19 protein-coding genes and 1 pseudogene are annotated in these 19739 nt (G+C 67.1%); 16 read left to right on the forward strand and 4 right to left on the reverse strand.

Annotated elements, in window-relative coordinates; all coding sequences use genetic code 11:
• The first annotated feature begins 36 nt into the window (after window positions 1-36).
• The 4 genes from HMPREF2924_RS01875 to HMPREF2924_RS01890 all read left to right on the forward strand — a co-directional run bounded on the left by HMPREF2924_RS01875 (window position 37) and on the right by HMPREF2924_RS01890 (window position 3552).
• Complete coding sequence (locus HMPREF2924_RS01875) at window positions 37-834, forward strand: hydroxymethylpyrimidine/phosphomethylpyrimidine kinase (protein ID WP_003100335.1); 798 nt, start codon at window positions 37-39, stop codon at window positions 832-834.
• A gap of 10 nt (window positions 835-844) precedes the next feature.
• Window positions 845-1474, forward strand: a complete 630-nt coding sequence (gene thiE / locus HMPREF2924_RS01880; RefSeq protein ID WP_003132524.1) for a thiamine phosphate synthase — start codon at window positions 845-847, stop codon at window positions 1472-1474.
• 37 nt (window positions 1475-1511) lie between these two features.
• On the forward strand, window positions 1512-2795 hold the full coding sequence (gene hemL / locus HMPREF2924_RS01885) for a glutamate-1-semialdehyde 2,1-aminomutase (protein WP_003132522.1): 1284 nt from the start codon (window positions 1512-1514) through the stop codon (window positions 2793-2795).
• Between the two features lie 208 nt (window positions 2796-3003).
• Window positions 3004-3552: a tetratricopeptide repeat protein gene (locus HMPREF2924_RS01890; RefSeq protein WP_003093155.1), complete on the forward strand. Its 549-nt coding sequence runs from the start codon at window positions 3004-3006 to the stop codon at window positions 3550-3552.
• Window positions 3553-3567: 15 nt separating this feature from the next.
• Here HMPREF2924_RS01890 and HMPREF2924_RS01895 read toward each other — a convergent pair whose 3' ends face one another.
• Window positions 3568-3900 (reverse strand): DUF1820 family protein, encoded by a 333-nt coding sequence (locus HMPREF2924_RS01895; RefSeq protein ID WP_003093157.1) that lies wholly within the window; start codon window positions 3898-3900, stop codon window positions 3568-3570.
• 128 nt (window positions 3901-4028) lie between these two features.
• On the opposite strand from HMPREF2924_RS01895, the gene miaB reads away from it, so the two are divergent.
• The 5 genes from miaB (at window position 4029) to lnt (ending at window position 9589) form a co-directional block, all read left to right on the forward strand.
• A complete protein-coding gene (miaB, locus tag HMPREF2924_RS01900; protein ID WP_003093158.1) occupies window positions 4029-5369 on the forward strand; it encodes a tRNA (N6-isopentenyl adenosine(37)-C2)-methylthiotransferase MiaB in 1341 nt (446 codons plus the stop codon).
• Window positions 5370-5537: 168 nt separating this feature from the next.
• Window positions 5538-6560, forward strand: coding sequence for a PhoH family protein (locus tag HMPREF2924_RS01905; protein ID WP_003111486.1), 1023 nt, complete (start codon window positions 5538-5540; stop codon window positions 6558-6560).
• The gene (gene ybeY, locus HMPREF2924_RS01910) at window positions 6550-7032 is read left to right on the forward strand and encodes an rRNA maturation RNase YbeY (protein WP_003132520.1); all 483 of its coding nucleotides are present in this window, start codon (window positions 6550-6552) and stop codon (window positions 7030-7032) included. Before HMPREF2924_RS01905 ends, ybeY begins: the two co-directional genes overlap by 11 nt.
• A complete protein-coding gene (locus tag HMPREF2924_RS01915) occupies window positions 7029-7868 on the forward strand; it encodes an HlyC/CorC family transporter (RefSeq protein WP_003093161.1) in 840 nt (279 codons plus the stop codon). The genes ybeY and HMPREF2924_RS01915 overlap by 4 nt, the downstream gene beginning before the upstream one ends.
• Before the next feature lie 185 nt (window positions 7869-8053).
• Window positions 8054-9589 carry an apolipoprotein N-acyltransferase gene (gene lnt / locus HMPREF2924_RS01920; RefSeq protein WP_003093162.1) on the forward strand — a complete coding sequence of 512 codons (1536 nt, stop codon included), beginning with the start codon at window positions 8054-8056 and terminating at the stop codon, window positions 9587-9589.
• A 49-nt stretch (window positions 9590-9638) separates the two neighbouring features.
• Here the strand turns inward: lnt and HMPREF2924_RS01925 are convergent.
• Together HMPREF2924_RS01925 and HMPREF2924_RS01930 are read right to left on the reverse strand one after the other, a co-directional pair.
• Window positions 9639-10400, reverse strand: a pseudogene (locus HMPREF2924_RS01925) (YdcF family protein).
• A 72-nt stretch (window positions 10401-10472) separates the two neighbouring features.
• On the reverse strand, window positions 10473-10904 hold the full coding sequence (locus tag HMPREF2924_RS01930; protein WP_003114329.1) for a hypothetical protein: 432 nt from the start codon (window positions 10902-10904) through the stop codon (window positions 10473-10475).
• A gap of 170 nt (window positions 10905-11074) precedes the next feature.
• Here HMPREF2924_RS01930 and leuS point away from each other — a divergent pair, with 170 nt between their 5' ends.
• The 6 genes from leuS to HMPREF2924_RS01960 all read left to right on the forward strand — a co-directional run bounded on the left by leuS (window position 11075) and on the right by HMPREF2924_RS01960 (window position 17627).
• Window positions 11075-13696, forward strand: a complete 2622-nt coding sequence (gene leuS / locus HMPREF2924_RS01935) for a leucine--tRNA ligase (protein ID WP_003132514.1) — start codon at window positions 11075-11077, stop codon at window positions 13694-13696.
• Between the two features lie 66 nt (window positions 13697-13762).
• Window positions 13763-14386: an LPS-assembly lipoprotein LptE gene (gene lptE, locus HMPREF2924_RS01940; RefSeq protein WP_003110380.1), complete on the forward strand. Its 624-nt coding sequence runs from the start codon at window positions 13763-13765 to the stop codon at window positions 14384-14386.
• Window positions 14387-14423: 37 nt separating this feature from the next.
• Window positions 14424-15461 (forward strand): DNA polymerase III subunit delta, encoded by a 1038-nt coding sequence (holA, locus tag HMPREF2924_RS01945; protein WP_003132512.1) that lies wholly within the window; start codon window positions 14424-14426, stop codon window positions 15459-15461.
• A 91-nt stretch (window positions 15462-15552) separates the two neighbouring features.
• Window positions 15553-15705: an alternative ribosome-rescue factor A gene (gene arfA / locus HMPREF2924_RS01950; RefSeq protein ID WP_003093169.1), complete on the forward strand. Its 153-nt coding sequence runs from the start codon at window positions 15553-15555 to the stop codon at window positions 15703-15705.
• 178 nt (window positions 15706-15883) lie between these two features.
• Complete coding sequence (locus tag HMPREF2924_RS35755; RefSeq protein WP_021265261.1) at window positions 15884-16288, forward strand: hypothetical protein; 405 nt, start codon at window positions 15884-15886, stop codon at window positions 16286-16288.
• Window positions 16281-17627: a lytic murein transglycosylase gene (locus tag HMPREF2924_RS01960; protein ID WP_003132508.1), complete on the forward strand. Its 1347-nt coding sequence runs from the start codon at window positions 16281-16283 to the stop codon at window positions 17625-17627. The genes HMPREF2924_RS35755 and HMPREF2924_RS01960 overlap by 8 nt, the downstream gene beginning before the upstream one ends.
• A gap of 109 nt (window positions 17628-17736) precedes the next feature.
• Here the strand turns inward: HMPREF2924_RS01960 and HMPREF2924_RS01965 are convergent, their stop codons facing one another.
• Window positions 17737-18627 carry an alpha/beta fold hydrolase gene (locus tag HMPREF2924_RS01965; RefSeq protein ID WP_003132505.1) on the reverse strand — a complete coding sequence of 297 codons (891 nt, stop codon included), beginning with the start codon at window positions 18625-18627 and terminating at the stop codon, window positions 17737-17739.
• 107 nt (window positions 18628-18734) lie between these two features.
• Here HMPREF2924_RS01965 and HMPREF2924_RS01970 point away from each other — a divergent pair, with 107 nt between their 5' ends.
• Window positions 18735-19628: a LysR family transcriptional regulator gene (locus HMPREF2924_RS01970; RefSeq protein ID WP_003132503.1), complete on the forward strand. Its 894-nt coding sequence runs from the start codon at window positions 18735-18737 to the stop codon at window positions 19626-19628.
• Window positions 19629-19739 lie beyond the last annotated feature (111 nt).

Genomic DNA, 19739 nt, shown 5'->3' on the forward strand with positions numbered 1-19739 from the left:
CGCCACGGAGCGCTTTTAGTGGTAAGCTCACGCGCCATGAAAACACCGACTTCCCGCCCCGTAGTGCTCTGCCTGTCCGGTCACGACCCCAGTGGTGGCGCCGGACTGCAAGCCGACATCGAAGCCCTGCTCGCCCAGGGCTGCCACGCCGCCCCGGCGGTCACCGCGCTGACCGTGCAGGACACCGTCAACGTCAGCGACTTCCGCGTCCTCGACCGCGAGTGGGTGCTGGCCCAGGCCAACGCCGTACTCGCCGACCTGCCCGTCGCGGCGGTCAAGCTGGGTATGCTCGGTTCGCTGGAGATGGTCGACACGGTGGCCGAGATCCTCGCCGCCCACCCGCACCTGCCGGTGGTCTGCGATCCGGTGCTGCGCGCCGGCGGCGGCGGTGCGCTGGGCAAGGGCGACGTCGGCTTCGCCATGCGCGAGCGGCTGCTGCCGCGCGCCACCATCGCCACGCCGAACCTGCCGGAAGCGCGCCTGCTCGCCGACCTGCCCGAGGGCAGCGCCGACCAGTGCGCCGAGCGCCTGCTGGAACACTGCGAGCACCTGTTGATCACCGGCGGACACGGCGACGAAAGCGAAGTGCACAATCGCCTGTACAGCCGCGACGGCAGCCGCCGCACCTTCACCTGCCAGCGCCTGCCCGGCAGCTACCATGGCTCCGGCTGCACCCTGGCCAGCGCCCTGGCCGGTCGCATCGCCCTCGGCGAAGCGCTGCACGGCGCCGTACAGAGCGCCCTCGACTACACCTGGCGGACCCTGCGCGACGCCGAGAGTCCGGGCCACGGCCAATACGTGCCGCGCCGCCTGCCCACCGACTTCTGTCACTGAGAGCCAGCCGATGAAACTGCGCGGCCTGTACGCCATCACCGATAGCCAGCTACTGGACGACGGCCGCCTGCTGCCCTACGTCGAAGCCGCGCTACGCGGCGGCGCGCGCCTGCTGCAATACCGCGACAAATCCAGCGACCAGGCGCGGCGCCTGCGCGAGGCGGAAAGCCTGCGCGAACTCTGCGAACGCTACGGCGCGCAGCTGATCGTCAACGACGACGCCGAACTCGCCGCGCGCCTGGGCGTCGGCCTGCACCTCGGCCAGACCGACGGTTCGCTGTCGGCGGCGCGCGCCCTGCTCGGCCGCCAGGCGATCATCGGCGCCACCTGCCACGCCCGGCTGGAGCTGGCCGAGCAGGCGGTGGCCGAGGGCGCCAGCTACGTCGCCTTCGGCCGCTTCTTCAATTCCAGCACCAAACCCGGCGCCCCCGCCGCCAGCGTCGAACTGCTCGACCAGGCCCGGCCGCGCCTGCACCTGCCGATCACCGCCATCGGCGGCATCAGCCTCGACACCGCGCCCGGCCTGATCGCCCGCGGCGTCGATCTGGTCGCCGTGATCCATGCGCTGTTCGCCGCCGCGTCCGCCGCCGAGGTGGAACGCCGCGCCCGCGCCTTCAGCGCCCTGTTCGAACCTGCCTGACGCCTCCGCGCCTCGCCCGAGAGATAGAGAGCTAGCCATGTCCCGTTCCGAAACGCTGTTCAACAACGCCCAGAAACACATTCCCGGCGGGGTCAACTCCCCGGTGCGCGCCTTCAAGAGCGTCGGCGGCACCCCGCTGTTCTTCAAGCACGCCGAAGGCGCCTATGTACTGGACGAGGACGACAAGCGCTACGTGGACTATGTCGGCTCCTGGGGCCCGATGATCCTCGGCCACAGCCATCCGGACGTGCTCGACGCGGTGCGCCGGCAACTCGACCACGGCCTGTCCTATGGCGCGCCGACCGCGCTGGAAGTGGAAATGGCCGACCTGGTCTGCTCCATGGTGCCGTCGATGGAGATGGTGCGCATGGTCAGCTCCGGCACCGAGGCGACCATGAGCGCCATCCGCCTGGCCCGCGGCTACACCGGGCGCGACAGCATCATCAAGTTCGAAGGCTGCTACCACGGCCACTCCGACAGCCTGCTGGTGAAGGCCGGCTCCGGCGCGTTGACCTTCGGCGTGCCGAACTCCCCGGGCGTTCCGGCAGCCTTCGCCAAGCACACCCTGACCCTGCCGTTCAACGACATCGAGGCGGTGCGCAAGACACTGGGCGAAGTCGGCAAGGAGGTCGCCTGCATCATCGTCGAGCCGGTTGCCGGCAACATGAACTGTGTGCCGCCGGCGCCGGGCTTCCTCGAAGGCCTGCGTGAAGCCTGCGACGAACACGGCGTGGTGCTGATCTTCGACGAAGTGATGACCGGCTTCCGTGTCGCCCTCGGCGGCGCCCAGGCCTACTACGGGGTCACCCCGGACCTGTCGACCTTCGGCAAGATCATCGGCGGCGGCATGCCGGTGGGCGCCTTCGGCGGCAAGCGCGAGATCATGCAGCAGATTTCCCCGCTGGGCCCGGTCTACCAGGCCGGCACGCTCTCGGGCAACCCGCTGGCAATGGCCGCCGGCCTGACCACCCTGCGCCTGATCAGCCGCCCCGGTTTCCACAACGAACTGACCGCCTACACCACGCGCATGCTCGACGGCCTGCAACAGCGCGCGGATGCCGCCGGCATCCCCTTCGTCACCACCCAGGCGGGCGGCATGTTCGGCCTGTACTTCAGCGGCGCCGACGCCATCGTCACCTTCGAGGACGTGATGGCCAGCGACGTCGAACGCTTCAAGCGCTTCTTCCACCTGATGCTCGACGGTGGCGTGTACCTTGCGCCTAGCGCCTTCGAGGCCGGCTTCACCTCCATCGCCCATGGCGACAAGGAGCTGGAAATCACGCTGAACGCCGCCGAAAAAGCCTTCGCCGCGCTGAAATGACCCTCTTCGCGGCGCCCTTCCCGGGCGCCGCCCTCCACCCCGCCGGAACGCCTTCCTAGCCGAAATTCATAAACGCGCCGACAAAGTTCCCGAAAAGACAGTAAAGACTTTGTAAGGAGGCGTCGGCTTATTTCATAATGTGAGGGTCAGCGCATTTCGTTGGCCGGGCAGCCCTTGCCCGCCCCGATCCAGGAGGTGTCTTCCCCTCATGTTCCGTACCGGCCGCACCCTCGCCCTGGGTTGCCTGTTGATCCTCCAGCCGCTGCTCGCGCAGGCGGGAGGCAACTCGTTGCTGATTCCAGCGACCGGCCGCTGCGCGCTGAACACCGTTCCCGAAGAATTGCAACAGGCGCTCGCCGCCTGCCAGCAGGTCGCCAATGGCGGCGACGCCGAGGCGCAATACGAACTGGGCGAATTCTTCTACGACGGCGAGCGCATCCCGCGCGACCTCCAGGCCGCCCTCAACTGGTTCGAGAAAGCTTCTCTACAGGGCCATGCCCAGGCCCAGTACCACCTCGGCACCATGTTCTTCCGTGGCGAAGGGGTTCCGGCGAACAACGTACAGGCCTACATCGTGCTGAAGATGGCAGCGGTGAACGGCGCCGAGGACGCCCTGGACAGCGCCGACCTGGTAGCCGAGCAGATGAACCGCGACGAACTGGACATCGCCACCCGGGTGCTGGGGCAGATCTTCCGCAACTACCTGATCGAACTGCAGACTGCCGGCGGTGTCACGCCCTTCGCGCCGCTGCCCTGACGTCCCTTTCGCGAATCAGTCGCTCTTGCCGGGCATCGGCATGGGGAACGGCATGACGTTGCCCGCGCCCTTGGCCTCGCTGATCTTCGGCGTACCCAGGCGCTCGACCTCGTCGATGCGGACGATCGCGTGCATCGGCACGAAGCTGCGCAGAACGCCTTCGAACTGCGCCTTGAGCTTCTCCTCGCTGGGATCCACCACCACCTGGGTGCGCTCGCCGAAGACGAACTCCTCGATTTCCAGGAAGCCCCACAGATCGCTCTGGTAGATCTGCTTGGCATACATCTCGAAGACCTGGCCCTGGTTGAGGAAAATCACCTTGTAGATGGGGTTTTCGCGCTTGTTCATGGCGGGGAAAGCAATGCCGGAAAATGAAGGGCGCGAATCATAGCACAGCCTTTCGGCCAGCAACGCTAGGAACCGGGGGCCCCGCCCTCTATAATGCGCGGTCCTTTTCGAACTGTCCGACGAAGCGCATGGCCAAGAAGCTTTTCATCGAAACCCACGGCTGCCAGATGAACGAGTACGACTCGTCGCGAATGGCGGACCTGCTCGGTGAACACCAAGCCCTCGAGGTGACCGAAAACGCCGCCGAGGCCGACGTCATCCTGCTCAATACCTGCTCGATCCGCGAGAAGGCCCAGGAAAAGGTGTTTTCCAAGCTCGGCATGTGGCGCGAGCTGAAGCAGCAGAATCCCGACCTGGTGATCGGCGTCGGCGGCTGCGTGGCCAGCCAGGAAGGCGCCGCGATCCGTGAGCGCGCGCCCTATGTCGACGTGGTCTTCGGCCCGCAGACCCTGCACCGCCTGCCGGAAATGATCGACGCCGCGCGCAGCACGCGCAAGCCGCAGGTCGACGTGTCCTTCCCGGAAATCGAGAAATTCGACCGCCTGCCGGAACCGCGGGTCGATGGCCCCACCGCCTTCGTCTCGGTGATGGAAGGCTGCAGCAAGTACTGCAGCTTCTGCGTGGTGCCCTACACCCGCGGCGAGGAAGTCAGCCGACCATTCGACGACGTGATCGCCGAAGTGATCCACCTGGCCGAGAACGGCGTCCGCGAAGTCACCCTGCTGGGACAGAACGTCAACGGCTTCCGCGGCCTGACCCACGATGGCCGCCTGGCCGACTTCGCCGAACTGCTGCGGGTGGTCGCCGCCGTCGACGGTATCGAACGCATCCGCTATACCACCTCGCACCCGCTGGAATTCTCCGACGCGCTGATCCAGGCCCACGCCGAGGTGCCGGAGCTGGTGAAATTCATCCACCTGCCGGTGCAGTCGGGCTCCGACCGCGTGCTGGCGGCGATGAAGCGCAACCATACCGTGCTGGAATACAAGTCGCGTATCCGCAAGCTGAAGGCCGCGGTACCGGACATCTGCATCAGCTCCGACTTCATCGTCGGTTTCCCCGGCGAAACCGAGAAGGACTTCGAGCAGACCATGAAGCTGGTGGAGGACGTCGGCTTCGACTTCTCCTTCTCCTTCATCTACAGCGCGCGGCCCGGCACGCCCGCCGCCGACCTCGCCGACGACCTGCCGGAAGAAGTGAAGAAACAGCGCCTGCAGATCCTCCAGAGCCGCATCCACCAGCAAGGCTACGAGATCAGCCGGCGCATGGTCGGCAGCACCCAGCGGATCCTGGTCACCGACTTCTCGAAGAAGGACCCGGGCATGCTCCAGGGGCGCACCGAGAACAACCGGATCGTCAACTTCCGCTGCGACAATCCACGCCTGATCGGCCAGTTCGCCCAGGTGCACATCGACGACGCGCTGCCGCACTCGCTGCGCGGTACCCTGATCGACAGCACCCTGCATTGAGGCCGACGACCGTACGGCGGGCTCGCTGAACCTTCCCGCCGCCACGGTGCACCAACGTTTCAGCGGGAACCGGGAAAGCGCCGCCGCGATACGGCAACTTTGCGCGACGATATCCAGCGGTTATTCTCTTCCCTATCAATCAGCCACTGGCGAGTACGACAGAACACCTTGAACGCCCCCCAGGAACTTCATCGCTTTATCCTCGAGCCGTTCGACGCCCGCAGCTTCGCGACACTTTGCGGGCAGTTCGACGAGCATCTCCACCAGATCGAGAAACGCCTCGACATCGAGATCCGCAACCGCGGCAACCAGTTCGAACTGGCCGGCGAACCGCGCCGGACCAAGGTCGCCGAACGCCTGCTGCAGCGTCTCTACCGCGAGGCGCAGAACGGCACCGATCTCACTCCCGACACCGTGCACCTGTACCTGCAGGAGTCCGGCCTGGAAGACCTCGAGGAATTGCAGAGCGCGCCGCAGGTCACCCTGAAGTCGCGCAAGGCGCACATCCGCCCGCGCGGCGCCAACCAGCAGCGCTACGTCAAGGCGATCCTCGACCACGACATCAACTTCGGCATCGGTCCGGCTGGCACCGGCAAGACCTACCTCGCCGTGGCCTGCGCCGTCGACGCCCTGGAGCGCGAGCAGATCCGCCGCATCCTGCTGGTGCGCCCGGCGGTCGAGGCCGGCGAGAAGCTCGGTTTCCTTCCCGGCGACCTGTCGCAGAAGATCGACCCCTACCTGCGCCCGCTCTACGACGCGCTCTACGAGATGCTCGGCTTCGAACACGTGGCCAAGCTGATCGAGCGCAACGTCATCGAGGTCGCGCCGCTGGCCTACATGCGCGGGCGCACGCTGAACAACAGCTTCATCATCCTCGACGAGAGCCAGAACACCACAGTCGAGCAGATGAAGATGTTCCTCACCCGGATCGGCTTCGGCTCCACCGCGGTGATCACCGGCGACGTCACCCAGGTCGACCTGCCCCGCGGCACCCGCTCCGGCCTCAAGCACGTGATCGAGGTCCTGCAGGACGTCCCCGGCATCAGCTTCACCCATTTCAAGCCCAAGGATGTGGTCCGCCACCCGCTGGTGCAGCGTATCGTCGAAGCCTACGAGCGCCATGAGAACCGCCAGCAAGGCCAGGTGCGGCCGGTCGAGGGAACGGGCAAGGGCGGTCACGATGCCGCTTGAGCTCGACCTGCAGGTCGCCAGCGCCGCCCCGGACCTGCCCTCCGAAGCACAGTTCCGCGCCTGGTGCGAACTGGCCCTGCGCCAGCGTCCGGAGTCGGAGCTGACCATCCGCCTGGTGGACGAGGCCGAAGGCCTGGAACTGAACAGCACCTACCGGCACAAGGACTACGCGACCAACGTGCTGTCCTTCCCCGCCGATGTCCCGGACGAGCTTCTCGATATCCCGCTGCTCGGGGACCTGGTGATCTGCGCCCCGGTGGTCGCCCGCGAAGCCCTGGAACAGCGCAAGCCGTTGCAGGCCCACTGGGCCCACCTGGTGATCCACGGCTGCCTGCACCTGCTCGGCTACGACCACATCGACGACACCGAAGCGGAAGAAATGGAAACACTGGAACGTGAATTGCTGGCGGAACTGGGTCATCCCGATCCGTACGCCTGCGACGACGAAGAGCCACCGAGCAAGGAAAAATGAGCGAAGACCGATCGAGCAACGGGCACAAGTCCTGGCTGGACAAGATCACCCAGGCTTTTGCCCACGAGCCGAGAAACCGCCAGGAGCTCCTCGAGCTGCTGCGCGATGCCCACGACAACAAGCTGCTGGACAGCGAGGCGCTGTCCATCGTCGAGGGGGCGATCCAGGTCGCCGACCTGCAGGTGCGCGACATCATGGTGCCGCGCTCGCAGATGATGAGCATCCGTTCGACCCAGACGCCGAAGGAATTCCTTCCGGCCATCATCGAAGCCGCCCACTCGCGCTACCCGGTGGTCGGCGAAAGCCTCGACGACGTCATGGGCGTACTGCTGGCCAAGGACCTCCTGCCACTGATCCTGCACAACGACGAGCGTCCCTTCGACATCAAGGAACTGCTGCGTCCGGCCACCTTCGTCCCCGAATCCAAGCGCCTCAACGTGCTGCTCCGCGAATTCCGCGCCAACCGCAACCACATGGCCATCGTCATCGACGAATACGGCGGCGTGGCCGGCCTGGTGACCATCGAGGACGTGCTGGAACAGATCGTCGGCGATATCGAGGACGAGCACGACGTCGAGGAAGACAGCTACATCAAGCCGCTGCCCAGCGGCGATTTCATCGTCAAGGCGCTGACCCCCGTGGACGCCTTCAACGACTTCTTCGGCTCGGAATTCTCCGACGAGGAATTCGATACCGTGGGCGGCCTGGTGATGAGCGCCTTCGGCCACCTGCCCAAGCGCAACGAAGTGGTCGAGCTGGGCGAGTTCCGTTTCCGCGTGCTCAACGCCGACAGCCGCCGCGTCCACCTGCTGCGCCTGTCTCCCCTGCAGAACTGAGCGCACCCCCTCCGCCGCGGCGGAGGGGGCATCTTCCCGCGCCGTCCTTCTGGCGTCTCGCCAGCCCCTCCTTTACTCTTGCGCCTTGCGCCAGACTCCCCTGTCGCCGCGGACGTTGCCGTCCGGCAGCCGAAGGAGGCCCCGGTCTGCGCAGTCGGACATTGAACAGGCTCTAAGGACATTCGATGCGTTGGATTTCTCGTCCCGGCTGGCCCGGACACCTGCTGGCACTCGCCGCAGGCGCGCTCACACCCCTGGCCCTGGCGCCCTTCGACTACTGGCCGCTGGCGATCCTCTCGATCGCCCTGCTCTATCTCGGCTTGCGCGGCCTTCCCGGCAAGTCCGCCCTGTGGCGCGGCTGGTGGTACGGTTTCGGCGCGTTCGGCGCCGGCACCAGCTGGATCTACGTCAGTATCCATGACTACGGCGCCGCCTCGGTGCCGCTGGCAAGCTTCCTCATGCTCGGCTTCACCGCCGGCGTCGCCTTCTTCTTCGCCCTGCCGGCCTGGCTGTGGGCGCGCTGCCTGCGCCGCGACAACGCGCCGCTGGGCGACGCCCTGGCGTTCGCCGCCCTGTGGCTGGCACTGGAGCTGTTCCGCAGTTGGTTCCTTACCGGTTTCCCCTGGCTCTACGCCGGCTATAGCCAGTTGCAGGGACCGCTGGCCGGGCTGGTGCCGGTGGGTGGCGTATGGCTGTCCTCCTTCGTCATCGCCCTCAGCGCGGCTCTGCTGGTGAACCTGCCGCGCCTCTTCCCGCACGGTGCCAGCCTGCTTCTGGGGCTGGTCCTGCTGCTCGGCCCGTGGGCGGCCGGCCTCTATCTCAAGGGCCACGCCTGGACCCATTCGGCCGGCGAACCGCTGAGGGTAGTGGCGATCCAGGGCAACATCGCCCAGGAGCTGAAATGGGACCCGAATCAGGTCCGCGCGCAACTCGACCTCTACCGCGACCTGAGCCTGCCGCAGCAGGACGTCGACCTGATCGTCTGGCCGGAAACCGCGGTGCCGATTCTCCAGGACATGGCCAGCGGCTACCTCGGCGCCATGGGCCAGGTCGCCGACGAGAAGAACGCCGCGCTGATCACCGGGGTCCCGGTGCGCGAACGTCTCGCCGACGGCAAGAGTCGCTACTTCAACGGCATCACCGTGGTCGGCGAAGGCGCGGGCACCTACCTCAAGCAGAAGCTGGTGCCGTTCGGCGAGTACGTGCCGCTGCAGGACCTGCTGCGCGGCCTGATCGCCTTCTTCGACCTGCCGATGTCCGACTTCGCTCGCGGCCCGGCCGACCAGCCGCTGCTCAAGGCCAAGGGCTACGAGATCGCCCCGTACATCTGCTACGAAGTGGTCTACCCGGAGTTCGCTGCCGCGCTCGCGGCGCAGAGCCAGGTGTTGCTGACAGTGAGCAACGACACCTGGTTCGGCACTTCCATAGGCCCGTTGCAGCACCTGCAGATGGCGCAGATGCGCGCCCTGGAAAGCGGTCGCTGGATGATCCGCGCGACCAACAACGGCGTCACCGGCCTGATCGATCCCTATGGCCGAATCGTCCGGCAGATCCCGCAGTTCCAGCAGGGCATCCTGCGCGGCGAGGTTATTCCCATGCAGGGCCTGACGCCCTATCTGCAATACCGCGTCTGGCCGCTGGCCGGGCTGGCCGGCGTGCTGCTGCTATGGGCTCTGCTCGGCCGCCAGTTGCGCCCGCAGGAGCGACGCCTGTTCGGCTGAAGCCAGCCCCTCCTGGATAGACCGGCGCCCCTGCGGCGCCGGTTGCGTCTCAGCGGTAGAACAGGCGATAGCCGACCAGGCCGATCGCCTCGTTCAGCAGCATGCCGCTCTGCCAGAAGGCCTGCGCTTCCGGCAGCCAGCCGCCGAAGGGCCGCAGGTTGGCCCCGCCGAGGAAGCCGACCGGCGCCGGGATCACCTCGAACCCCTGGCGCTCGAAGCTCCAGCGTGCCCGCTGCATGTGCCAGGCCTGGGTCACCAGCACCACCCGGCGCACGCCGGCCTCGCGCAACTGCGGGGCGCTCAGGGTGGCGTTTTCCCAGGTAGTACGGCTGAGACCTTCCTGCCAGCGCGTCGGCACGCCGAAGTCCTGCAGCAGGGCATTGGCCATCAGCGCCGCCTCGCTGGGCGGGCGTCCGTAATGCAACCCGCCGCTGATCAGTACCGGCAGCGCCGAGGTCTTGGCCAGCCGCGCGGCATAGCGCAGCCGCTCGGCCGCCAGCAGGCTCGGCGCATCGTCGCCCCAGGCCGGGTCGTTGGTCTGCCGGCCGGCACCGAGGATGACGATGGCGTCGGCGCGCTGCGCCAGGCCCGGCAGATCCTCCGCCAGCAGGGCCGGTTCGCTTTCGAGCCAGCGCCCCATCCACTCCACGCTGAGCGGCATGCTCATCAGCTACAGACCGAAGAACCCGCAGACACCGCAAAGCCGCGCCAGCCGTGGTCGGCTGGCGCGCCACCAGAAAGCGAAAAACAGCAGCAGCAACAGGCCGCCCGGCGGCAGCAGAAGTTGCTTGAAGAAATAACGGATCGGCATCGCCCCCTCCCTGTCGGAAGAGGCAATCTAAAGGATTGCGCGACGCCTGGCGAAACTTCCCGGAAAGAGAACCTAGCGGCCGTTACCCGAACGGAACAGTTGCGAGCCGCAATGGCCGCACGGCAACACGCCATGCCCCTTGCTCCACTGCACCGGCGCACCGCAGAGCGCACAGAGCAGTTGCCGCTGTTTCAACGAGACGTGGCGACGGGGCGCCGGCGGTTGCGGCCGGGGCGGCCGGGGTGTCCTGCCGGGCTGGCGCTCGAGCAGCGCCAGCTCCTCGGCGGCCGCATGCCAGCCGCGCAACCAGTGCAGGTCCTGGTCGAGATAGGCGCGTATCAGCCCCATCTCCGCTTCGCTCAAACCACGCAACTCAAGCTCCGTGGGATGCTCGTCACGCAGGCGCTCGGCCGTATCCGCTTCATCCAGAGCCAGGGCGAGACGCTGCAGCAGCCTCTCGTACAGCCCACCTCCCGTCACACTCGCGCGTTGCAGCTCAGCCATCGAACACCTCTGAAGGTACCACTGGGCAGCCAGCCATCGACCGTCCATAGGGCAAGCTTAGCGTTCCCGTTCGGCTGAACCGCCCCCGGCGACAAACGGCGCGGGCTATCGACAGGAGTGGGGGTCATGTATGCTACGAGGCTTTCGAACAGTCACGTCTAAGTAGCGCCATGCACGAGCAATATCAGCCACTCGAGATCGAAACCCAGGCCCAGAACTACTGGAAAGAACACCAGTCCTTCCTCGTCAGGGAGCTACCCGACAAGGAGAAGTTCTACTGCCTGTCGATGTTCCCGTATCCGAGCGGCAAGCTGCACATGGGCCACGTGCGCAACTACACCATCGGCGACGTGATCAGCCGCTACCACCGCATGCAGGGCCGCAACGTGCTGCAGCCGATGGGCTGGGACGCGTTCGGCATGCCGGCGGAAAACGCCGCGATGAAGAACAACGTCGCCCCGGCGGCCTGGACCTACGACAACATTGCCTACATGAAGTCGCAGCTGGACAGCCTCGGCCTGGCGATCGACTGGAGCCGCGAGGTCACCACCTGCAAGCCGGACTACTACCGCTGGGAGCAGTGGCTGTTCACCCGCCTGTTCGAAAAAGGGGTGATCTACCGCAAGAACGGCACGGTCAACTGGGACCCGGTCGACCAGACCGTACTCGCCAACGAGCAGGTGATCGACGGGCGCGGCTGGCGCTCCGGCGCGCTGATCGAGAAGCGCGAGATCCCGATGTACTACTTCAAGATCACCGCCTACGCCGAGGAACTGCTGGAGAGCCTCGACAACCTGCCCGGCTGGCCGGAGCAGGTGAAGACCATGCAGCGCAACTGGATCGGCAAGTCGCGCGGGATGGAGATCGGCTTCCCCTACGACCAGGCCTCCATCGGCCACGCCGGCCAACTGAAGGTGTTCACCACCCGTCCGGACACCCTGATGGGCGCCACCTACGTCGCCGTCGCCGCCGAACACCCGCTGGCCACCCAGGCCGCGCAGAACGACCCGCAATTGCAGGCGTTCATCGACGAATGCAAGCGCGGCGGCGTCGCCGAGGCCGACATCGCCACCCAGGAGAAGAAAGGCATGGCCACTTCCCTGTTCGTCGAACACCCGCTGACCGGCGACAAGCTGCCGGTATGGGTCGCCAACTACGTGCTGATGAACTACGGCGAAGGCGCGGTGATGGCGGTGCCCGGCCATGACGAGCGCGACTTCGAGTTCGCCAACAAGTACGGCCTGCCGATCCGCCAGGTGATCGCCAAGGTCGAGGGCGACGACGACTTCGAGTCCAGCGTCTGGAAGGAGTGGTACGGCGCCAAGGACGAGTCCGTGCTCACCGTCAACTCCGGCAAGTACGACAACCTCGGCTACCAGGCCGCCTTCGACGCCATCGGCGCCGACCTCGAGGCCAAGGGCCTGGGCCAGGCGCGCACCCAGTTCCGCCTGCGCGACTGGGGCATCAGCCGCCAGCGCTACTGGGGCTGCCCGATCCCGATCATCCACTGCGAGGCTTGCGGCGACGTCCCGGTGCCGGCCGACCAGTTGCCGGTGGTGCTGCCGGAAGACGTGGTACCGGACGGCTCCGGTTCGCCGCTGGCGAAGATGCCGGAATTCTACGAATGCAGCTGCCCGAAATGCGGCCAGCCGGCCAAGCGCGAAACCGACACCATGGACACCTTCGTCGAGTCGTCCTGGTATTTCGCCCGCTACGCCTGCCCGCAGTTCGAAGGCGGCATGCTGGACAAGAAGGCGGCCGACTACTGGCTGCCGGTCGACCAGTACATCGGCGGCATCGAGCACGCCATCCTGCACCTGCTCTATGCGCGCTTCTTCCACAAGCTGATGCGCGACGAGGGCCTGGTCGGCAGCGACGAGCCGTTCAAGAACCTGCTGACCCAGGGCATGGTGGTCGCCGATACCTACTACCGGACCACCGCCAACGGCGGCAAGGACTGGTTCAACCCGGCCGACGTCGAGGTCGAGCGTGACGCCAAGGCCAAGGTCGTCGGCGCGCGCCTGAAGAACGACGGCCAGCCGGTCGAGATCGGCGGCACCGAGAAGATGTCGAAGTCGAAGAACAACGGCGTCGACCCGCAATCGATGATCGACCAGTACGGTGCCGATACCTGCCGCCTGTTCATGATGTTCGCCTCGCCGCCGGACATGAGCCTGGAGTGGTCGGACGCCGGCGTCGAGGGCGCCAACCGCTTCCTCCGCCGCGTCTGGCGCCTGGCTCACGCCCATGTCAGCGCCGGCCTCCCCGGCGCGCTGGACGTCGCCGCCCTGAGCGACGCGCAGAAGCAGGTCCGCCGCGCCATCCACCTGGCGATCAGGCAGGCCAGCCAGGATGTCGGCCAGCACCACAAGTTCAACACCGCCATCGCCGCGGTGATGACCCTGATGAACGTGCTGGAGAAGGCGCCGAACCAGGACGCCCAGGACCGCGCCCTGATCCAGGAAGGCCTGGAAACCGTGGTCCTGCTGCTGGCGCCCATCACTCCGCACATCTGCCACGTGCTCTGGGGCCAGCTCGGCCATGCCGAAGCGGTGATCGATGCGCGCTGGCCGAGCGTCGACGAGAGCGCACTGGTGCAGGACACCCTGCAACTGGTGGTGCAGGTCAACGGCAAGCTGCGCGGGCACATCGACGTGGCCGCCAGCGCCAGCCGCGAGGATGTCGAGGCCGCCGCGCGCGCCAACGAGAACGTGCTGCGTTTCACCGAAGGCCTGAGCATCCGCAAGGTCATCGTGGTACCGGGCAAACTGGTCAACATCGTCGCCAACTGATACGCGATTCCATTGGACGCCCCCGGCCATCCGGGGGCGCTGATCAACAGGAGTGAGGGAAGCTTGATGAAACGTATCCTGACCAGCGCCGCGCTGATCGGTATGACCACCCTGCTGGCCGCCTGCGGCTTCCAACTGCGCGGCCTGGGCGATGCGCAATTCGCGCTCAAGGAAATCGACGTGTCCGCGCGCAACGCCTACGGCCCGACCGTGCGCGAACTGAAGGAAACCCTGGAAAACAGCGGCGTGAAGGTCACCAGCAACGCGCCCTACCACCTGGTGCTGGTCCGCGAGGACAACCAGCAGCGCACCGTCAGCTACACCGGTTCCGCGCGCGGCGCGGAGTTCGAGCTGACCAACACGATCAACTACGAGATCGTCGGCGCCAACGACCTGGTCCTGATGAGCAACCAGGTACAGGTGCAGAAGGTCTACGTGCACGACGAAAACAACCTGATCGGTTCCGACCAGGAAGCCGCGCAGCTGCGCAGCGAGATGCGGCGCGACCTGATCCAGCAGTTGTCCATGCGCCTCCAGACGCTGACCCCGGCGCAACTCGACGAAGCCCAGCGCCAGGCAGAAGCCAAGGCCAAGGCGGAAGCCGAAGCCCTGCGCGCCGCCGACGAGGCGGAGCGCCAGCGCCGCGCCGCCGAGCCGCAGCAGTCGCCGATCGAGTTCCCCACCCCGTGATGCCCCGGGGCCGGTTTCGCCGGCCCCGTCTTCTCCTATGAAGCTGACTCCCGCGCAACTCGCCAAGCACCTCCAGGGCCCCCTGGCGCCCGTCTATGTCGTCAGCGGCGATGAACCGCTGCTCTGCCAGGAAGCCTGCGATGCCATTCGCCAGGCCTGCCGCGAGCGCGACTTCGGCGAGCGCCAGGTATTCAATGCCGAAGCCAACTTCGATTGGGGCCTGCTGCTGGAGGCCGGCGCCAGCCTGTCGCTGTTCGCCGAGAAGCGCCTGATCGAACTGCGCCTGCCCTCCGGCAAGCCCGGCGACAAAGGCGCGGCGATTCTCCAGGAATACCTGCAACGGCCGCCGGAAGACACCGTGCTCCTGCTCAGCCTGCCCAAGCTCGATGGCAGCACGCAGAAGACCAAGTGGGCCAAGGCCCTGATCGATGGCAACGCCGCGCAGTTCATCCAGGTCTGGCCGGTCGACGTCCACCAGTTGCCGCAGTGGATTCGCCAGCGCCTGTCCCAGGCCGGCCTGTCCGCCAGCCCCGAAGCCCTGGAGCTGATCGCCGCGCGCGTGGAAGGCAACCTGCTCGCCGCCGCCCAGGAAATCGAAAAGCTCAAGCTGCTCGCCGAGGGCAACCAGATCGACGCCGCCACCGTACAGGCCGCGGTCGCCGACAGCGCACGCTTCGATGTCTTCGGCCTGATCGACGCGGCCCTTGGCGGTGAAGCGGCCCACGCCCTGCGCATCCTGGAAGGACTGCGCGGCGAAGGCATCGAGCCGCCGGTGATCCTCTGGGGCCTGGCCCGCGAGATCCGCCTGCTGGCTGGCCTGTCCCAACAATACGGCCAGGGCATCCCGCTGGAGAAAGCCTTCGCCCAGGCGCGTCCGCCGGTCTGGGACAAGCGCCGTCCGCTGCTGACCCGTGCCCTGCAACGCCACTCCAGCAGCCGCTGGAACCAGATGCTGCGGGATGCCCAGTTGATCGACGCGCAGATCAAGGGACAGGCACCCGGCAGCCCCTGGAGCGGTCTCTCGCTTCTCGCCCTGACCCTCGCCGGCCAGCGCCTCGGCCTGCCGGCAGCCTGAAGGCGCAACCGGCACTGGACAATCCGCGGCGACAGGCAGATGATGCGCGCGCTGGCGAGCGCCAGCCCGATCACCTTCGAGGACCTCTGCCATGGCAAAGAAAAGCAAGCGGCCGAACAAGGCCAAATCCCTGGTCGCCCAGCCACTGTTCCGCAGCCGCCAGGAACAGGCGAAGAAAGGCAAAGGCAGCTACCGCCGCGAAGCCTCCCGTAACTGGGAGGCTTCTTTCGTTATGGCGGCCTGAAACAGCCGCTGGTCCATCCTCCCGCAACGCCCTCCTCACCCACGCGCCCCGCCTACCCCGCCCGAAGCCCGTCGACAAGACCAACCCCACCGCCAGCCTGCCGCCCATGGGCACACTATCGTCGGCGCGCAAGCCCTGGCCCCCTCGGGGTGGGCGAAAAGCCAATGGTTCCTCCATCATGATCCGCGGCCTCGACATCCCGCGCGGCCGACTGGCAACCCTCTGGCCATTGCAGCGCACGAACCAGGCTCGGGCGTTCGATGCCGACGCCGAAGCGGGTAGCTATGTCGCGCAGAACGAAGGCCAGGAAGAAGAAGTCGAAGGCCTCGAGCATGCCGCGCGACCCGTCGCCGATCCCGACTCGGGTGCGCCGCGAGGCTTCGACAGGCGGCGGAGCGATACGGACGAAACCATTGGCCGCCCGACACTGACCGAACCTATGTCGAAAGATATCCACCACGCCGATGGAACCGCATTGGCGAACCCGGGGCCCCGCCGGCGCGTCCAACGACGGCAGACGCGTCCTGGCCGGCGTGCTAAGGTGGCCCGTCCCGAGGACCCTGCTGAGGAGAGCAATGCGTAACCCCGAACGATCCGCCCTGCTGAAGGTGAGCGGGCTGCTGGGCAGCACCGTCGTCGCCATGGGGCTTGGCCTCTCCAGTGCCTGCGCGCAGAAGAACCCGATAATCGAATACAACCAGCCTGCCGCTCCCCTGCAGACCAAGGCGCCCTTCACCGGCGCCGGCCCGGCCGCCTCGGTGTCCGCTGGCGCGCCGAGCGAGGCCCAGCCTGGGCAGAGCTTCGAACAGTGGCGCGACGCCTTCCGTCAACAGGCGCTGGCCGGTGGAATCGATGCGCAGACCTTCGATCGCGCCTTCGCCGGGGTCGAGCCCGATCCCGCCGTGGTCGAAGCCGACCGCAGCCAGCCGGAATTCACCCGGCCGGTATGGAAATACCTGGAAGGCGCCCTCGATCCGCTGCGCGTTCGCCAGGGCCAGGCGCGCCTGGCGCAGCACGCGCGCATCCTCGGCGAAGTCGACGCGCGCTATGCGGTGGATGCGGATGCGGTGGTGGCGATCTGGGGCATGGAGAGCAACTACGGTTCGCACATGGGCAACAAGAACGTGATCCGCTCCCTGGCGACCCTCGCCTATGAAGGACGCCGCCCGGAATTCGCCCACGCCCAGTTGCTCGCCGCCCTGAAGATCCTCCAGCACGGCGACGTTCCGGCCTCCTTCATGATCGGCTCCTGGGCCGGCGCCATGGGCCAGACCCAGTTCATCCCGACCACCTACAACCAGTATGCCGTGGACTTCGACGGCGACGGCAAGCGTGACATCTGGGGCTCGCCCGGCGACGCCCTGGCCTCCACCGCCAACTACCTGAAAGCCTCCGGCTGGATCGCCGGACAACCCTGGGGGTTCGAAGTCCGCCTGCCGGCAGGCTTCGACTATTCCCTGGCGGAACTCACCATCCGCAAGCCCCTGGGCGAGTGGCAAGGGATGGGCGTACAAGGCGTCAACGGCGGCCCCCTGCCCTCCGGGCTCTCCGGCGAACAGGCCTCGCTGCTGCTGCCGGCCGGGCACCGCGGCCCGGCCTTCCTGGTGCTGCACAACTTCCGCGCCATCCTCAAGTACAACAACTCCAGTGCCTATGCCCTGGCCGTCGGCCTGCTCGCCGACAGCTTCAAGGGCGGCGGCCGGATAGTCGGCGCCTGGCCACTGGAGGATGTTCCGCTGAGCCGCTCGCAGCGCATCGAGCTGCAACGGCAACTGGCCGCCCGCGGACACGATCCGGGCGCGGTGGACGGCATCATCGGCGCCAATACGCGCAAGGCGATCCGCGCCTGCCAGCAGGAGTTCGGCTGGCCGGCGGACGGCTATCCGACCCCGGCGCTGCTCGACCGCCTGCGGACGCCATAGGGCCGCCGGCGGAGCTTACGACCCCACGTCCGCCGCGACCGCTCGCGGCACACCGGTTCGTAGGGCGGATAACGCCACGGGCGTTATCCGCCGCTGCGGCGTCCAGAACCTAGTCATCCGCGCAGAACCGCAGGATAGCGTCCGCCACCTGGGTGGCCGCCTCGCGCTGCGGAAAATGGCCGACGCCCTCCAGCACCAGCCGCTGGTAACGCCCGCTGAAGTAGTGCTCGCGTCCGCGGGAGCCGTCGGGGTGGGTGCAGGCATCCGCGCCGCCGTGCAGCACCAGGGTCGGCAGCGCCAGGCGCGGTGCCGGGAGCAAGCGCTGTTCCGCCGCCCCGTAGCGCGGCTCCCCCGCGACGAAGCCCCAGCGATGCCGATAATAGTGCAGCACCACGGCGACCCAGTCCGGCCCGGAGAAGGCCTGGGCGGCCTCCTGGAAATCGCGCTCGGCATACCATCCCGGCGGCGACCAGGTGTCCCACATCTGCCGGGCGAACGCCTCGCCCTCCTCGCGCAGCGCGCGCTCGCCGCGTGGCGTGGCCATGAACCACTGGTACCAGAAGCTACGGGCCTGCGGCAGGGAAAGAACTTGCTGCGGATCGTTGCTGGCGTACCCCACCGAGAGCATCACCAGGTGCGAGGCGAAGCCCTCGCGCAGTCCGCAGGCACTGGCCACCGCGCGGGCACCCCAGTCATGGCCGACCAGCAGGGGACGCTGCAATGCCAGGCCGTCGACGAATGCCAGCAGATCGCAAGCCAGAGCCGCCAGTTGCCCGCTGCGCGGAGTAGACGCATCGCGAAAGCGGGTCGGGGCGAATCCCCGGAGGGCTGGTGCCAGCACCCGATAGCCGGCGTCCGCCAGGGACTCCGCCAGGTCTTCCCAGGCATGCGGGCTGTCCGGCCAACCGTGCAACAAGACGGCGCTGCGCGCCCCCTGCGGATTCCACTCCAGGTAGGCGATATCCAGGACATCGGTGGAAACGAAGGCATAGCGGCTCATCGGACCTCTCCAAGAGAAAGCGAAGGGACATCCTAGGACGCTTGCCAAGGGTGATTCATGAATAGTTAGCGTCTACTATTCATGAAACGAGATGAATGGAAGACCTCATGGAGCTTGCCGTCCCCACCTCCCAATCCCTGGATATCGTGTTGTTGCGTACCTTTCTCGAAGTGGTCGACAGTGGCGGCTTCGCCCTCGCCGCGGACAATCTCGCGCTCACTCCCTCCGCGGTCAGCGGGCATATCAAGCGCCTGGAACAGACAGCCGGCGTCAGCCTGCTCAGCCGCACCACCCGCCGCCTGGAGCTGACCCAGGCGGGCGAGACGCTCTACGCCTATGCCCGCAACATCGTCGAGCTGGAGCGCGAGGCCCGCGCCAGGCTGCACGGCACGCCGATCCGCGACCGCCTGCGCATCGGCGCTTCGGAGGACTTCGCCAGCGCCTGGCTGCCACGCGTCCTGCAACGCTTTCGCCGCTGGCACCCCGAAGCATCCATCGAACTCAAGGTCGGTATCACCACCGACCTGCTCCGCCAGCAGGCCCAGGGGCGCACCGACGTGGTGTTCGGCAAGCAGTGCCGGCGGGTCGGAGACGACGGCGAACTGCTCTGGGAGGAACCGCTGGTCTGGGCCGCGGCGACCGCGATCGAGCTGCCCGTGGGCGAACCGCTGCCGCTGGCGCTGTTCCCCGAACCCTGCGTCTACCGCGAAGCGGCGATTACAGCCCTCGGCGCCGCTGCGCGTCCCTGGCGCCTGGTGTTCGAGAGCGCCAGCATGGCCGGCTGCCTGTCCGCCGCGCTGGCCGGTTTCGCCGTGACGGTGGTGGCGCGCAGCCAGATGCGCGAGGGGCTGCGCGAACTGGGCCCGGAACAGGGTTTTCCGACGCTGCCGGAGGCGCGTTTCTACGCCTTCTCGCGCCAACCCAGCCTGGCGGCCGAGGCACTGATCGAGGCGGTGCGGCAGCTCGGCCAGCGCAGTCGCTTCGTTACCGCACAGGGATGAGCGCAAACGGTACTCACCTACGCGCCGGCGGATAACCGCAAGCGGTTGTTCGTCCTACGTCCGAAGAGGCTTCGTGGCTGCCCAATGAAAAACGCCGCGTCCCTGTGCAGG

It is taken from the genome of Pseudomonas sp. HMSC063H08 (genome assembly GCF_001813645.1).
Taxonomy (GTDB): Bacteria; Pseudomonadota; Gammaproteobacteria; order Pseudomonadales; family Pseudomonadaceae; genus Pseudomonas; species Pseudomonas aeruginosa.

Coding starts and splice junctions, on each gene's coding strand:
- HMPREF2924_RS01875 (WP_003100335.1), top strand. CDS start 37: ATGAAAACACCGACTTCCCGCCCCGTAGTGCTCTGCCTGTCCGGTCAC.
- thiE (WP_003132524.1), top strand. CDS start 845: ATGAAACTGCGCGGCCTGTACGCCATCACCGATAGCCAGCTACTGGAC.
- hemL (WP_003132522.1), top strand. CDS start 1,512: ATGTCCCGTTCCGAAACGCTGTTCAACAACGCCCAGAAACACATTCCC.
- HMPREF2924_RS01890 (WP_003093155.1), top strand. CDS start 3,004: ATGTTCCGTACCGGCCGCACCCTCGCCCTGGGTTGCCTGTTGATCCTC.
- HMPREF2924_RS01895 (WP_003093157.1), bottom strand. CDS start 3,900: ATGAACAAGCGCGAAAACCCCATCTACAAGGTGATTTTCCTCAACCAG.
- miaB (WP_003093158.1), top strand. CDS start 4,029: ATGGCCAAGAAGCTTTTCATCGAAACCCACGGCTGCCAGATGAACGAG.
- ybeY (WP_003132520.1), top strand. CDS start 6,550: ATGCCGCTTGAGCTCGACCTGCAGGTCGCCAGCGCCGCCCCGGACCTG.
- HMPREF2924_RS01915 (WP_003093161.1), top strand. CDS start 7,029: ATGAGCGAAGACCGATCGAGCAACGGGCACAAGTCCTGGCTGGACAAG.
- lnt (WP_003093162.1), top strand. CDS start 8,054: ATGCGTTGGATTTCTCGTCCCGGCTGGCCCGGACACCTGCTGGCACTC.
- HMPREF2924_RS01930 (WP_003114329.1), bottom strand. CDS start 10,904: ATGGCTGAGCTGCAACGCGCGAGTGTGACGGGAGGTGGGCTGTACGAG.
- leuS (WP_003132514.1), top strand. CDS start 11,075: ATGCACGAGCAATATCAGCCACTCGAGATCGAAACCCAGGCCCAGAAC.
- lptE (WP_003110380.1), top strand. CDS start 13,763: ATGAAACGTATCCTGACCAGCGCCGCGCTGATCGGTATGACCACCCTG.
- holA (WP_003132512.1), top strand. CDS start 14,424: ATGAAGCTGACTCCCGCGCAACTCGCCAAGCACCTCCAGGGCCCCCTG.
- arfA (WP_003093169.1), top strand. CDS start 15,553: ATGGCAAAGAAAAGCAAGCGGCCGAACAAGGCCAAATCCCTGGTCGCC.
- HMPREF2924_RS35755 (WP_021265261.1), top strand. CDS start 15,884: ATGATCCGCGGCCTCGACATCCCGCGCGGCCGACTGGCAACCCTCTGG.
- HMPREF2924_RS01960 (WP_003132508.1), top strand. CDS start 16,281: ATGCGTAACCCCGAACGATCCGCCCTGCTGAAGGTGAGCGGGCTGCTG.
- HMPREF2924_RS01965 (WP_003132505.1), bottom strand. CDS start 18,627: ATGAGCCGCTATGCCTTCGTTTCCACCGATGTCCTGGATATCGCCTAC.
- HMPREF2924_RS01970 (WP_003132503.1), top strand. CDS start 18,735: ATGGAGCTTGCCGTCCCCACCTCCCAATCCCTGGATATCGTGTTGTTG.